General features: G+C 62.7%; 14 protein-coding genes, 1 tRNA gene and 2 pseudogenes. 8 read left to right on the forward strand and 9 right to left on the reverse strand.

Translation table 11 applies throughout. From position 1 onward, the window contains the following. The first annotated feature begins 280 nt into the window (after positions 1-280). Positions 281-1,282, forward strand: coding sequence for a helix-turn-helix domain-containing protein (locus ACE10Z_RS19470; RefSeq protein WP_375789347.1), 1,002 nt, complete (start codon positions 281-283; stop codon positions 1,280-1,282). Between the two features lie 79 nt (positions 1,283-1,361). Here the strand turns inward: ACE10Z_RS19470 and ACE10Z_RS19475 are convergent. The 6 genes and pseudogenes from ACE10Z_RS19475 to ACE10Z_RS19500 form a co-directional block, all read right to left on the reverse strand. Further along, a pseudogene (locus ACE10Z_RS19475) lies at positions 1,362-1,572 on the reverse strand (hypothetical protein); the annotation flags it as partial. 196 nt (positions 1,573-1,768) lie between these two features. Further along, entirely contained in the window at positions 1,769-2,200 is a 432-nt protein-coding gene (locus ACE10Z_RS19480; RefSeq protein WP_375789348.1) for a hypothetical protein, read from the reverse strand. A 62-nt stretch (positions 2,201-2,262) separates the two neighbouring features. Next, the gene (locus ACE10Z_RS19485) at positions 2,263-2,475 is read right to left on the reverse strand and encodes a hypothetical protein (RefSeq protein ID WP_375789349.1); all 213 of its coding nucleotides are present in this window, start codon (positions 2,473-2,475) and stop codon (positions 2,263-2,265) included. A gap of 11 nt (positions 2,476-2,486) precedes the next feature. Further along, positions 2,487-2,726, reverse strand: a complete 240-nt coding sequence (locus tag ACE10Z_RS19490; RefSeq protein WP_375789350.1) for a hypothetical protein — start codon at positions 2,724-2,726, stop codon at positions 2,487-2,489. A gap of 127 nt (positions 2,727-2,853) precedes the next feature. After that, positions 2,854-4,293, reverse strand: coding sequence for a DUF1254 domain-containing protein (locus tag ACE10Z_RS19495; protein WP_375789878.1), 1,440 nt, complete (start codon positions 4,291-4,293; stop codon positions 2,854-2,856). 192 nt (positions 4,294-4,485) lie between these two features. Further along, positions 4,486-4,633, reverse strand: a pseudogene (locus tag ACE10Z_RS19500) (LysR family transcriptional regulator); the annotation flags it as partial. Between the two features lie 322 nt (positions 4,634-4,955). Between ACE10Z_RS19500 and ACE10Z_RS19505 the strand changes: the two are divergent. Further along, positions 4,956-6,200, forward strand: coding sequence for an amidohydrolase family protein (locus ACE10Z_RS19505; RefSeq protein ID WP_375789351.1), 1,245 nt, complete (start codon positions 4,956-4,958; stop codon positions 6,198-6,200). A 523-nt stretch (positions 6,201-6,723) separates the two neighbouring features. Then, positions 6,724-7,920, forward strand: a complete 1,197-nt coding sequence (locus ACE10Z_RS19510) for an adenylate/guanylate cyclase domain-containing protein (RefSeq protein ID WP_375789352.1) — start codon at positions 6,724-6,726, stop codon at positions 7,918-7,920. An 11-nt stretch (positions 7,921-7,931) separates the two neighbouring features. On the opposite strand, the gene ACE10Z_RS19515 is transcribed toward ACE10Z_RS19510, so the two are convergent. Beyond that, the gene (locus tag ACE10Z_RS19515) at positions 7,932-9,251 is read right to left on the reverse strand and encodes a chloride channel protein (protein WP_375789353.1); all 1,320 of its coding nucleotides are present in this window, start codon (positions 9,249-9,251) and stop codon (positions 7,932-7,934) included. A 166-nt stretch (positions 9,252-9,417) separates the two neighbouring features. Then, positions 9,418-9,813, reverse strand: coding sequence for an NUDIX hydrolase (locus ACE10Z_RS19520; protein ID WP_163159328.1), 396 nt, complete (start codon positions 9,811-9,813; stop codon positions 9,418-9,420). A gap of 446 nt (positions 9,814-10,259) precedes the next feature. On the opposite strand from ACE10Z_RS19520, the gene ACE10Z_RS19525 reads away from it, so the two are divergent. From ACE10Z_RS19525 to ACE10Z_RS19540, 4 genes are all read left to right on the forward strand, one after another. Further along, positions 10,260-10,556, forward strand: a complete 297-nt coding sequence (locus ACE10Z_RS19525) for a hypothetical protein (protein ID WP_375789354.1) — start codon at positions 10,260-10,262, stop codon at positions 10,554-10,556. 155 nt (positions 10,557-10,711) lie between these two features. Then, positions 10,712-10,939 carry a hypothetical protein gene (locus ACE10Z_RS19530; RefSeq protein WP_021081740.1) on the forward strand — a complete coding sequence of 76 codons (228 nt, stop codon included), beginning with the start codon at positions 10,712-10,714 and terminating at the stop codon, positions 10,937-10,939. Between the two features lie 272 nt (positions 10,940-11,211). After that, complete coding sequence (locus ACE10Z_RS19535; protein ID WP_375789355.1) at positions 11,212-12,012, forward strand: lytic transglycosylase domain-containing protein; 801 nt, start codon at positions 11,212-11,214, stop codon at positions 12,010-12,012. A 128-nt stretch (positions 12,013-12,140) separates the two neighbouring features. Next, the gene (locus ACE10Z_RS19540; RefSeq protein WP_375789356.1) at positions 12,141-12,548 is read left to right on the forward strand and encodes a hypothetical protein; all 408 of its coding nucleotides are present in this window, start codon (positions 12,141-12,143) and stop codon (positions 12,546-12,548) included. Positions 12,549-12,570: 22 nt separating this feature from the next. Here the strand turns inward: ACE10Z_RS19540 and ACE10Z_RS19545 are convergent, their stop codons facing one another. Continuing rightward, positions 12,571-12,957, reverse strand: a complete 387-nt coding sequence (locus ACE10Z_RS19545; RefSeq protein ID WP_375789357.1) for a YciI family protein — start codon at positions 12,955-12,957, stop codon at positions 12,571-12,573. Positions 12,958-13,449: 492 nt separating this feature from the next. Here ACE10Z_RS19545 and ACE10Z_RS19550 point away from each other — a divergent pair. After that, positions 13,450-13,523 (forward strand) — tRNA-Gly (locus tag ACE10Z_RS19550). Positions 13,524-13,544 lie beyond the last annotated feature (21 nt).

A 13,544-nucleotide genomic window follows, 5' to 3' on the forward strand; every position in this document is an offset into this window, starting at 1 on the left:
AGGCTGAATTTTCTTCCGTGCCGGTCGTAGTTTTGATTTCATGTAAGCCTATGCAGCAAGTTGTTGGCCGTCTGGCCATGAGGCGCCAAAAAGCGACCGCAAGATCCGCATCGAAGGAGCGGCCTTGCTGGTCGATGCCGCGGATCGCTGCGGTGCAAAGAGCCGTGCGTGCCGGAAGGGGATCATCGAATTCTCCCATTCTTGCCGGCCACACAAACGGCGGTCTCAACGGAATTCCTGCCGACAAACAGCATGCATTTTGCGATCGAGGGGCAACCCGGTGGCAAATATTCATTTGACGCGCTGCCAATTCCTCATTCCCTTCGCTGATATCCTTAGCGAGATCGGCGCATCGGCGGGCTCATTTCTGGAAAAAACTCGTCTTCCCCCATCGTTGGAAGAAAAGGCCAACCATTACGTTCCGATCCTGCAAGCGATCGACTTCGCGGAAATCGCCCGGAGATCGCAGGGCATTACGGATTTTGGATTCCACGCTGCTCGACGTCTGCACTATTGTCATCTGAGCGAGAAAACCCGGACTCTGATCGGCCATGCCCCAACACTGTTGGTCGCGCTGCAACAGGCTTGCAAATGGGCATCGATCGAGGACTCGAACTTGAGCAACTGGATCGAGCGCTACGACGATCACGTGAGGTTTTGCAGCAGACTCACTGGAACAAAAGGACTCCTGCATCTCGAGCATTCACAATGGCTTCAGAATATTTTCCCCATATACATGGTCCAGCAATTCGCCGGGCCGAATTGGGCCCCGGCGACGATCGCCTTTGAAGCCCGATATACGCCGAGCCTGGCGTGTCAATCATTCTGGCCAAACACGCGCTTTCTGTCTGGTCAGGACGCATCATGGATCGATATTCCAATCTCGCTCCTCAGCCGCCCTAATCAGTCAAGGGAAAGAACTCCCTCTTGGCAGGACGACGAGGCTGGCCCAACAGGTTATGATATTATCGCAACTCTCAAGTTGATGTTGCCGTCTTACCTTGATCAGGGACTTCCAGCTCTCGCTGAAATCGCGGAGATGGCTGGCGCGAGCACGAGGAGCTTACAACGCAAACTCGCATACGCCGGCCTTACATACTCGGATCTCATCGATACCATCCGGTTCGAGAATGCCAGCAAGCTTTTGCGTGACACGGATTCCAAGATCATCGAAATCGCATTCTCCTCCGGCTACACTGATCCGGCGCACTTTACTCGCGCCTTCCGCCGAATTACCGGCGTTACGCCTAGGCAGTTTCGCGCACAATCACGGCCAGGATAGGCACGGTCTGCCTAGGGTACCCGTCCGCCCCGAATTGATTGAAAGTATCCCTTGGGTCGACACGCCTTCGTTGTTGGCCCGGCAACGCAATCACGTGGCGGAACAGACGCGCGCCGAGCTCAACATCGATCCGGTTGGTGGTGCGGGAGAAGACATATATGTACGGAGACTCCGAGAACGCACTCGAAGATCGATACGACGACGAGGCCGAACACCAGCACGTCGAGCGTCGTGTAGCCGCGATGCGCCGGCACCTTGTCAGATACAACCTGGAAGAGCTGCCGCGTAACCGTAAGTGTCGTTTCGCTCCCACCTTTCCGGGGGCACATGGGATCGGCAAGCTTCACGATCGGCTTGTGTTTATGCTTGACAACACGCTTAAGTTGGGCGCTGCAGAACGGCGTCACGCTGGCAATGGTCAGGCGGCGCGGCCTAGCGTGCCACGTAGGCGCAGCACCATCATCCCCGAAAGTACATCAAGAGAACCTAAAAGTCCGGACCGAATACGTCGCTATTGAACTGGGCCGAGGCCTCGTCGTTGTCCATGCTGTTGATCAGGTTCTGCTCGGGATCCGTAAAGCCACCTGCTGAGAGTGCATCTGCCGGCAATGCGCCATAGCTGGCGCGATATTTGTCCATCGCGGCCACGCTGCCGACATACGCACAGATGCACCCGGAGGGATCGGCATAGACATAGTACGGACGCCCGCCCTTTTGCCGCAGCTGGAATTGATTGGGTGGAAACGACTTCAGCCGATTCAAGATCTCCGGCGTGGTGGCGGCGATGGGGTTAAAACCCGATGATATCAACAATTGGCCCGTCGATTGCTGAGCATAGACGCGGGCGCCAAAATATGCCTCGGCGAGAAGAACGACCGACACGATGGTTGCAGTAGCGCATGCAGATCGAAGACTCATCTTCTCCTCCGGGGAGGCCTGAGTGAACCACCGGTTCGAGCCGGGAGTGAAACGGAAGGCGTCTATAAATATGCCGTATACGAGCCGATCCACACCAGGATCGACATCAGCAAGCCAATACATCTAGATGTCTTGCAGGCGAAACTCGGTCTGCGCGTCCTCGCCTGCTCGTAACCGGCTGTCAATTGCTTGACTTGCTGGCGCGCCTGGGCGAGCGAAGCCTCAAGTTGGTTGACCTTGTACTGGAACGGCGCCGGATCGACGCGGAACAGCACGGTACCGGCTTTCACCGGTTCGTAGGCTTGACCGGAATGTCGATCACCTCGCCGGACACATTTGGCGTGACCTCCATGACGCGGGAAATCACGACAAAGCTTCCCGACGGGGTGAGATAGTTGAACATCGCGGGGATGAAGGCACCGAACAGCCCTGCGACGGTGCCGGACGCCCAACCCCATCGCATGAGCTTGAACCTGAAGAAGACGAGCCACACCAGGATCAAGTACAGCGTCAGGATGATGAGCACGACTGAATTCCTCTATCTGCCGTGCACCGGGATTGCACACTAACAAGCCCGGCAACACGGCGGTATCGGCCAAATGCTTGCATCCACGACACCATCGCCGCGCATCAAGCCGGCGCAAATCCGGTCTCTACGAGACGCGCTTGAAGACGGGAGGCTTCCACGTCCCCTCACCAGCGGGCAGTATCGATGGCGACGTGGTTTTCGGCCAGTACAGCCGCATCACCACATAGATCGGGCCATCCGGCGCCGGCAGCCAGTTTGCCTCCTTGTCCGCTCCCGGAGACTTGTTCTGGATGTAGAGCGTCAGCGAGCCGTCGGCGCCGAGCTTCATGTTCGGCAACATCGGCGAGTTGATCAGGTAACGGTTGAGAGGGTTCCTCACCAGCAGCTGCGTCTTGCCGTCATACATCGTGACCGACCAGAAGGCATTGACCGGCGGCAGCTGTCCCGCCGGGAAGGTGAGCGCGTAGCTCGACTTCGCGCAGTCGAGCTCTTTGCCATCGGCGTCCACTTTGCTGAGAGGATACATGGCCTCCACCGCGTCGTTGCCATAGATGCCGGCCTTCGCGGCTGCTGCGCGCAAGAGCCAGTCGCCATGAAAGAATGCGGCATCGCCGAACGACGCGCCGACGCGCCAGCCGTTGATATCCTTGCCGAGCGTTGCTACGGCCTCCGTGACCTTGCGCTCGCCCTCCTTCATGCCGAGCAGGATTTCGCCTTTGTCTTCCAGCGACAGGCTGCGGAAATCAAAGCTCTTGCCCGGCCCCACACCGATCCGCGCCAGTTGCTCGCGGATCCAGCGATCCTCCGGCAGCGCCGGCGCGAACTGAAGCGCGAAATCCAGGTATTCGAAGAACTCGGTGCGGACGAGATCCTTCGCGAATTTGGGGAAAGAAAGCGCCGGCGCCGGCGCGGGCGCAGGCTCATTCAGGAAGCTGGAGAGCGATTGCGCCTTGTAGCCGGCCTGAACCTTCTTGACGGCCTCAATATCGGCCGGGTCGAACAGCTGCGTGCGGAGAAGTCCCAAACAGAAATCGGTGGTCGAGCGGAACACCTTCTTGATGCCGGGGGGCGTCACGCCGGTCCATCGCGGGCCGACGACCATATAGCTTCCAGCATCGCTGCCGGTGGCGCGCGTGCCGACATAGCCAAAATTATACGTGTTGAGGTCGTTCAACTGCAGCGCGTAGTAGCGCTTGGGATCGATTGCCGGCACGGAAAAGACAATGGGCTCGGCCCGTAGGTCCAGCCACGCGAACGAATACGGCGTGTCGCTGTTGGGCGTGATGACGGCGGTATCTTCGTATGTGAAGACGCGCGCCTCGTTGAACAGTGTATTGAACGGCGCCTTGTACTGGCCCGACGACTTGTCGACCGCGTACTCATTCATGACGCCATAGGCCATCACGATCGGGAGGCCATAAATGAAGCCGGCTTCTGCAATGTCCTTGGCCTTGAAAAAGCCGGGACGCTCGAACGACTGGGCCCAGGCTTGGCTTGATTTGGCCCCAGCCGCGACGATGGTCGCCAATGCGGCAGATCGCACAAAATCGCGCTTCGTCAGCATGAACGTGCTCTGGCTCAATCGTCGTTGCATCAAATACTCCGTTTCCGTTTTGGACGGGGCTGACACGCCGGGCGTCTTCTCGTCCGCTCGCCAAGCTTAACGATCGCGCGGCGGCGCACTATGCAAATTCGGCAGCCTGATCGGCATGGCGACGGCGTGTCCAATTGTCGCTTGCGCGGGCAATCTTCTCGCCACCACGCGCTGCGTCGGGCGGATCCCACTGGCGGTGCGTACGAACAGGGATCGCCGAGCGCGTCGCGCAGGCGGGCAAGCGGTTGCTGACCGCGGGCTTGGTCATCGTCAGCGCGCTCGCCGCGCGCATGACACTGCCCTCGGTCATCAGCGCCTCGAAGACTTTCAGCAGGTTGAGGTCAAGCGTGCGGAAGGACACGAGAAATATTCACAATGGTGATGTGATAGATAATAATTATAAATTGTTCCCATAATACCGATTTGTCTATCATTCCCCCGGACTGACCTCGCGGCGCGTGCCGAGACCCCAATTTCGGCTTCGCCGGCGTGTTCGGCGTCACCGCCACAGTGCTGTTGATCGGCGCCGTCACCGTGCTCTTGATGGGCGTACCGACGCGCGGCCGATCGCTGGAAGACATCGCAAGCGAAGCCGCGTAATCACGCCGGCTGCATCCTGACCGGAGACCACTATGCCTACCATCCTCTTCAAGAATGCCGCGCTGCTCGATCCGCTACGCTCCGATCTGCTCGAAGGGCACCATGTGCTGGTCGAGGATCGCCTGATCAAGGAGGTGTCGGACCGCCCGATCGAGGCCTCGACCGATCGCGTCGTCGACCTCAAGGGTAAGACGCTGATGCCCGGCCTGATCGACCTGCATGTGCACGCGGTCGCCGTCGAGCTCGACCTTTCGCTGCAGGCGCGCATGGCGAACGTGCTGGTGACGCTGCGCTCGACCATGCTGCTGCGTGGCATGCTGAAGCGCGGCTTCACCACCGTCCGCGATGCCGGCGGCGCCGGCTATGCGCTCAAGCAGGCGATCGACACCGGCCTGACCGATGGTCCCAGGCTGTTCGTGTCCGGCCGCGCGCTCAGCCAGACCGGCGGGCATGGCGACGGGCGCGGCCGCTCCGACTATCTGAGCGACCCGACCTGCTCCTGCTGCGTGCGGGTCGGCGCCATCGCGCGCGTCGTCGACGGCGTCGATGCGGTGCGCAAGGCGGTGCGCGAGGAACTGCAGATGGGCGCCGACCAGATCAAGATCATGGCGTCCGGCGGCGTTGCGTCACCCACCGATCCGATCGGCGCGTTCGGCTACTCCGAGGACGAGATCCGCGCCATCGTCGCGGAGGCGCGGGCGCGGCACACCTATGTGCTGGCGCATGCGTACACCGCGGAGGCGATCGAGCGCGCGGTGCGCTGCGGCGTGCGCACCATCGAGCACGGCAATCTGGTCGATCTTCCGACCGCGCGCCTGATGGCGGAGCAGGGCGCCTATGCGGTGCCGACCCTCGTCACCTACGAGGCGCTGGCCACCGAAGGTGCCAAATACGGCCTGCCTGCGGCGAGCGTCGCCAAGGTCGCCGACGTGCGCGACGCCGGCTTGCGCTCGCTGGCGATCTACCGCGAGGCCGGCGTCAAGATGGGGTTCGGCACCGACCTGCTCGGGCCGTCGCAGCGCCTGCAGAGCGAAGAGTTCCGGATCCGCGCCGAGCTGCTCGGTGCGCAGGCCGTGATCCATAGCGCGACCGTTATCGGCGCCGAGGTGCTCGGCATGGAGGGCAAGCTCGGCCGCATCGCGCCGGAGGCCTTTGCCGATTTGCTGGTGGTGGAGGGCAATCCGCTGCGCGACGTGGCGTGCCTGCTCGGCCAGGGCGAGCACATCCCGCTGGTGATGAAGGCCGGCAAGGCCGAGGTCGACCGGCTCGGCGGGTAGGACGGGAAGAGGTCGCTCTGAATCGATCCTGCGACAGGTTCCCTGAACCGCTCCCGCTTGCGGGCAGTGCGATCGCATATGGCTATCGGCCACGTTCCATAGCCTGGCCCTGACGACGTGGAGACGTCAGTTGCAGAAGTCCGCAAATGCCATATGCGATCGTCCCGGGGCGAGGCTCTGCACGATTTCTGGATAATAGAAGAATGCCGCTGATTTGCCCGACGAGTCAAGTTGCCCGTGTCGAACTGCCCGTGTCGAACGTGCCCGTGTCGAACGCCGGCGGCCGCCGGCTACTTTGCATGGGGTTGTTTTCGATATTTTGGCAGTGCGTCCATGCGACGGCAGCCTATCGCATCCTTATGACGGTCCGGCCTCACCACACCACGCGGAGGCCCGCGGTGCCCTGCCGAGGGGCTCGAGCAGGCCGACTGGCTCGATCACGATACCGCTGGCGGCGTTGACGTGGCCGGGCGGAAGCACGACATACCGGTTGCCGACCCCACCCGCCGCTCCGGAGCCAGCCATGAACGCGCCCAACATCGATTCCGTCCCGCCGCAGTCCGACGGCGACGTTGTGAGCTGGTTGACCAACCAGACGCGCGACCAGCGCTTTATCGACAATATCTTCGCCGAGCTGTGTATCCGGTTGCAGGGCGCGGGCATTCCGCTCAAGCGGGCGACGATGAATCTCCTGATCCAGCATCCGCAATGGCTCGGCGCCCGGATCATCTGGGCCGACGGGAAACGCGAGGCCGAGATCACGAGGGTCGACTACGATGTCCAGCAGCGATCGGAATATATCGGCAGTCCGGTCTACGAAATCCATCAGGGGGCCGACGAGGTGCGCGAGAAGCTCGAACGCGACCCGTCACAGGGCCGCAAGCACGCGCTCTTTGACGAGATGCGCGAGCAAGGCGTGACCGACTATGTGGCATGGCCGTTGCTGCATACGCTCGGCAAGCGGCATGTCGTGACCTTCGCGACCGATCGTGCCGGAGGTTTCGATGAAGCGCATATCGCCAGCCTGAAGACGGTGCTGCCGGTGCTGGCGCTGGTCAGCGAGATCCGGATGAAGAACCGCCTGGCGCGGACGCTGCTCGAGACCTATGTCGGGTCGCACGCCGGCGAGATGATCCTGGCCGGCGCGACGCGGCGCGGCAGCGGGACGACGGTGCGTGCCGCGATCATGATCTGCGACTTGCGGGATTTCACCCGAATCTCGGACTCCTGGCCGCGCGATGACGTCATCGATCTCCTCAACGACTATTTCGACGCGATGTCGGAGCCGATTGCGCGGCATGGCGGGGAAATCCTGAAATTCATCGGCGACGGCCTGCTCGCGATTTTCCCGCTGAGCGATCCCAAGGCCTGCGCCAACCTGCTGCATGCGGTGTCCGAGGCGCGGCTGGCGATGGCGGCGCTCAGCGAAAGGAACGGCATGATGGGCCGTGCGCCGATGAATTACGGCATCGGCGTCCATGTCGGCGACGTCATGTACGGCAATATCGGATCGCGCAGCCGGCTTGACTTCACGGTCATCGGTCCCGCGGTGAACATGGCTTCGCGCCTCGAAGCCCTCACCAAGCAGTTGAAGAAGACGGTGCTGCTGTCCCGCGCATTCGCCGATCTTGTCGAGCACGATTTCGCGCTCGAGCATGTCGGCGAGCATGCGGTGCGCGGCTTCAGCGAGCCGATCGAGTTGTTTGCCTATAACGGCTGACGCCTGATCGGTCAGATATGTCGGGCCGGCGTCGTGTTCGCCGGCGCGGCCCGCTCGACGAATCCCTTGGCGAGGGCGTGATAGACGCCTTCCTTGCAGATCAGGCGTGAACTCGCGTGCGCGATCAGGGCCGCGGCCATCAGCGGCACCACCATCGCGTGATTGTCGGTCATCTCCGTGACGATCACGAAGGCCGTAATCGGGGCCTGAACCACGCCTGCGAAATATGAAACCATGCCGAGCAGCATGAGGGCCGGCAGCGGCGCGCCGTGAAACAGCGGCGCGATGTTGGAGCCGAGCCCGGCGCCGACCGCGAGCGAGGGCGCGAAGATGCCGCCCGGCATGCCGCTGATCGAAGCAAATGTGGTGGCGAGGAATTTCCAGAAGCTGAAGCTCGCGGGCAATTGTGCTCCGGCTTCGAGCGCGGATTTGACCTGCTGATATCCCGTGCCGTAGATCGCACCGTCCGAAGCGATCCCGCAAATCGCCGCGGCGAATCCGCAGATCGCGGCAAAGCCGACCGGATAGCGCTTGATGGTGCGTCCGACCGGATTGGCAAATCCGCGCGCCATTGCGATCAGGATGCGGCTGAACAGGCCGCCCGCCAGACCCCCGGCCACGCCGCAGAGCGGGACTGCGAGCCAGTCGGCACCGTTGCGCAGCGCCGTCGCGCTGGTGCCGAAATAAGTGTAGTTGCCCATCAGAGCGAGCGACGTCAGGCCCGCGGCGATTACCGCGCCGATGATCAGGCTGGAGGTTCGCGTCTCGAAGGCGCGGCTCATTTCCTCGATGCCGAACACGATCCCGGCCAGCGGGGTGTTGAAGGCTGCCGCGACGCCTGCGGCCGCACCGGCCAGGATCAAGCCGGGCTGGCGCCGGGGCGAGAAGCGGCCGAGGGCAAACATGATCGACGCGCCGATCTGCACCGTTGGTCCCTCGCGCCCCACCGATGCGCCGCACAGCAGGCCGAACAACGTCAGCAAGATCTTGCCGGCGGCAATCCGCAGCGAGACCAGACTTTCGCGCGCGCTCTGGTCGGTCAGATGGCGTGCGGCGATGGCCTGCGGGATGCCGCTTCCCTGCGCGTTCTGAAAATAGCGATTGGTCAGGAAGACCGACAGCGCGAAGCCTGTCGGCGTCAGCACCAGCGAGGCATACCGGACATGCGACACCAGTGCCGTAAAAGCGACCTGCGCCAGATCCGCAAGCTGCGCGAGCGCGACGGCCGCCGCACCGACCGCAATTCCGCCCAACAGGAAGATGGCGCGGCGCTGCCAACGCGCGGAAACGATTCTGAACAGCCGCCTCTGGCGGTTTGAGGGGAAGCCCATTCTGACGCAATTCCGGCTGATGTCGTGGTCCGGTCCGGACGGATCACGGCATTCCTAGCATGCGTCGATCGTGTGCGAAGCCCAACAAATCAGCAAGGCGTGCCCGCGCAGCCGCCAAATGCCGAAGCCGAAATCTGTGATTTTCCGCGCGCAGCAGATCCCGCGCCTATCTCCGGCGCCGCTGCTTCCTTGGAAACAGCCGATCGCGGATATAGCGCGAGGTCGCCGTCAGGCGAAGTCCCCGCGGCTTCTGCCAGGCCGCGCGGTCGATCTCCTTCTTGTCGCCGATCGCCAGTCTTCCCTTGGCGTTCTTGGCGATGAAGATCGCGTCGCTCATCTTGCGGCCGGAACGCTTGTTCTTGGCGGTCACTTCCTTCCAGAGGCTGAGCCTGCCGAGCTTGAGCTTCGGCAGCTCTTCCTTGATCTCACGCTTCAGACAGTCCTTGCCGGTCTCGCGCGCGCGCCTGCGGCCGCCGGGGAACATCCACAGCCCGTCAGATCGACGTCGGACCAGAAGGACCTTGCCGCGCTTCGCGGCAACCAGTTTGGAAGATTTCGTCATGTACTGCGCAATGATCGAAGCAGAATCGACTCCATTCTAATTTGTCTATTTGAGTAGACAAGTTCCAAGGGTGAATTGTTCCACAGTCATGTGTCGACCGTTTGTCTGTGACGGATGGCCGGAGCGCTGAGGAAATCCGACGCGCATTCTCATAAGAGAAGGCCGCAAATGAGGAGGCGGGCCGGCAGTGAGGGTCTATCGCGGCTTCATCGGCAGACGCTTGCACACGATCGCCGTGATCCCGGCTGGGCGCGTTGGTCCGAGGCTCTGGTCTCGTTTCATTGAACATCCTCACGTTGAGTTCGTGAGTATGAGATACTCCTGGTTCCGTAGCGGGAACTGGTGCCATCGCATATCGATGACAAAGTCCGTGACAGGCAGGCTCCGGCCTTGACTTGATGTTCTTGTTTTGTTCTAATTGCCTCCACCGTGAATAGGAGGCCGCCATGGACAACCGTATCAGCGAAATTCGCAGGCAGATCAGGGCACTACGCGTCAGCATGCTCGAGGCCGAGGCCATCATGCGACAGCAGATCAACCGGGACGAGGACTGCGCCTTCGTTGCCGGGGACCTCCTGAAGATGCGCCTGGTGATGAGCCGTCTGGTCGAAGAGCGGGGCATGCTGGGCGACCGCGAGCCGATCATCGTGCATGCGGGCGTTGCTCCGCGCCGCCGCGCCGCGACACCGATCTTTCTGCGCGCGGCGAAGCGGGAGCTCGTCGCCGGCGAAGCGCGTGGGTGATGACGCACCCAGGATGCAGCGGCTGCGCGCCGAGTTGCGCGAGCTCGACGCATCCGTGAACCGGCTCAGGCAGGCCGGACGCGATAGTGCATCGGCACAGCTTCTGCTGTCGCGCAAGCGCGCCGAGCTGGAGGACGTGATCTGCCGGAGGAAAGATGAGAGAGCCGCTTCGGTATTTCCACGACAGCGATGATCATGCGCCCTGGATCAAGGCGCTGGCCGAGGTCCGGCACATGGCGACGCGGGAAGGCTGGTGCTTTCACCACGTGCAGGCGATCATCGTGGCGATCGACCAGTATGCGGAGGCCGCGCTTGGCAACCGCGAATTCTTCCTCAACCGCCCGCAGACCGTCGGCCCGCTGCGGCGAGGCGAGGTGCCGTAGCGAGCGGCTGATCTCGCGCGCGATCCGCATCGTCGCGCCACAACCGATATCAGTTTGTTGTTATGCCGGGCGCATGACGCTTCCGGACGCAGGGGCCAAATGTTCCGGCCTGGCTGATCCGGCCGGGATGGCCAATCCGCGGCTGACGACATATCGTGACGTTCCGCAGCCGAATCTGAGGCGGATCGTTCATCGCCGGGTCATCTACATCAGGCCATCGTCAGCGCCGCGCCCGCGAGCGGCGGCGGCACATTTTTCGGAGGAGGTTTCGGATGATCAGGGGCTGGCAGATTGCGACGTCGGCGCTCGCCATCGTCGTGATGGTTGCAACGCTGGGCGCAGAGGCGAACGCGGCGCAGTGCGGCAACGGGCCCGGCGGATTCGAAGCCTGGAAGGAGCAGTTTGCCGGCGAGGCGAGGGCCAAGGGCGTCGGCGCCACCGCGATCGACGCGTTGATGCAGGCACATTACGCCAGTGCGACGATCGCCGCGGATCGCGGCCAGCGCAGTTTTGGCCTGTCGCTCGAGCAGTTCATGGCCAAGCGGGGATCTGCGACCATCGTGGCGCGCGGCCGTTCGCTGAAGCAGTCGCAGGCGGCGCTGTTTGCCTCGATCCAGCAGCGCTACGGCGTGCCGCCGGGACCGCTGATCGCGATCTGGGGCATGGAGAGCGGTTTCGGCAGCCAGCGCGGCAACCAGAACATGCTGTCGTCGATCGCGACGCTTGCCTATGACTGCCGCCGACCGGACTTCTTCACCGACCAGCTCTATGCTGCGCTAAAGCTGATCGACCGCGGTAGTCTGTCCGGGAGCACGCGCGGCTCGATGCATGGCGAAATCGGCCAGACCCAGTTCATGCCGAAGAACGTCCTCGCCTATGGCACCGGCAATCTCGACGTTGCCGCCAATGCGCTGAGCTCGACGGCGAACTTCCTGCGCGCCCATGGCTGGCGCGCCGGCGCCGGCTATCAGCCGGGGGAACCCAACTTCGCCGCGATCGAGGCGTGGAACGCGGCGCAGGTCTATCAGAAGGCGATCGCCATCATGGGACGGCAGATCGACGGCGGCCAATGAGCGCAGGGCTCAGGTTCTCACCCAAGTTCCTTCACCCGAGTTTCCTTCATCGAAGTTCCTTCACTCCCTGTTAACGCGACGGTGCCCAGATCGTTTGTTGTGAAACGGAGCGAGTGGAGGCAGGCTCCATGCTCAAGAACGGCACTTATGCGGCGTGGTTTCGAACGTCGCTCGCCGACGGCACCGGCATCGTGCACGTGGCCGACGGCAGGCTGTGGGGCAGCGATGCCATCATGCTCTACAGCGGCACTTATGAGGTCGACGGCGAGCGCTTCTCCGCCGTTCTCACCGCCAGGCGGCACTCCGAGGGACATTCGACCGTGTTCGGCACCGACGATCTCGTGGTGCGGCTCGACGGCGTCTGGAGCGGCGCGATCGCGACCTGCAAGGGCAGGGCCGATACCGTGCCCGATCTCGCCTTCGAGGTGACGCTGATGCCGAGCCACGAGGTGACGCCCGAGCCGCCGCCGGATCTGCCGTTGCCGAAATTCGATCCGAGCAAGCTGCCGAAATTGCCGAAACGCTCGAGCCGTTGAGCAGCTCCCCAGAGCGCGATCTCTACGCGTCGCTTGGGCCCGCAGTTTCCGGAAACGGTGCGCCGGGGGTGTAGCGCTTCAACGCGCGGATCTCGTAGACCGCCGACGGGTTGGCGCTGCGCAGGTCGCGCGCCGCTGCGATCGCTTCTGCTTCATCGGCGCAATCGATCACGTAGAAGCCGAGCAGCTGCTCCTTGGTCTCCGAGAACGGGCCGTCGATCACCATGCCGTGGCCGGGCCCGCGCAGGGTGCTGGCGTTGCGGGTCTCGCCGAGCCGTGCGGCCGGGCCGAGCCGCCCCCTCAACCGTTGATGGACCTCGCGCAGCCCCGCCATGACGGCTGCGTCCTCATCGGCGCTCCACGACTTGACCTCGGCTTCGACGTGATAGGCCAGGATGGCATAAAGCATCTCGTGAGCTCCTGATTTCTGATGCGGCAGGCCCAAGGACGAGCCAAAGCCAGCCACGCCGACATTTCATGTGTAGCGGACCGGCCGGTTTTTGTGCTGCGACAAGGCATCCCGCCGGCGGCATGGCGGCGGCGAGGTGCGCGGCCCGAACAGCCAAAAAGGCGCGGCGGAATCGCTTCCGCCGCGCCCCCGGATTTGTTGTCTCGCTGGTCCAGGGCTGAGAGCGCCCCGATGCCAGGCTGATTACTCAGCGCCTAGCGGGCGATCCCAGCGAGGTGACAGCGCTTGAGACAAGACACTAGATCACCTCCTTTCTTTGTTGATGGGACCAGCAATATAGGTGGCGAATCTGCCGCTGTTAAGGTCGCCGTCCGCCCCATCCGGGCCAGGAACCGGCCCGATCGCGCCGACATAGTCTCGTTTACCGGCGCACAAGGACGCCAGCCGAAGCAGTTGAGACGGCCGTCCGGCCGTGTTAGGTGATCGCCCGATGCGGGTGTAGCTCAATGGTAGAGCAGCAGCCTTCCAAGCTGAATACGAGGGTTCGATTCCCTTCACCCGCTCCAATGTTTTCAATCACTTGCGGC

Origin of the sequence: Bradyrhizobium sp. Pha-3, from assembly GCF_042258615.1 — a bacterium.
Taxonomy (GTDB): Bacteria; Pseudomonadota; Alphaproteobacteria; order Rhizobiales; family Xanthobacteraceae; genus Bradyrhizobium.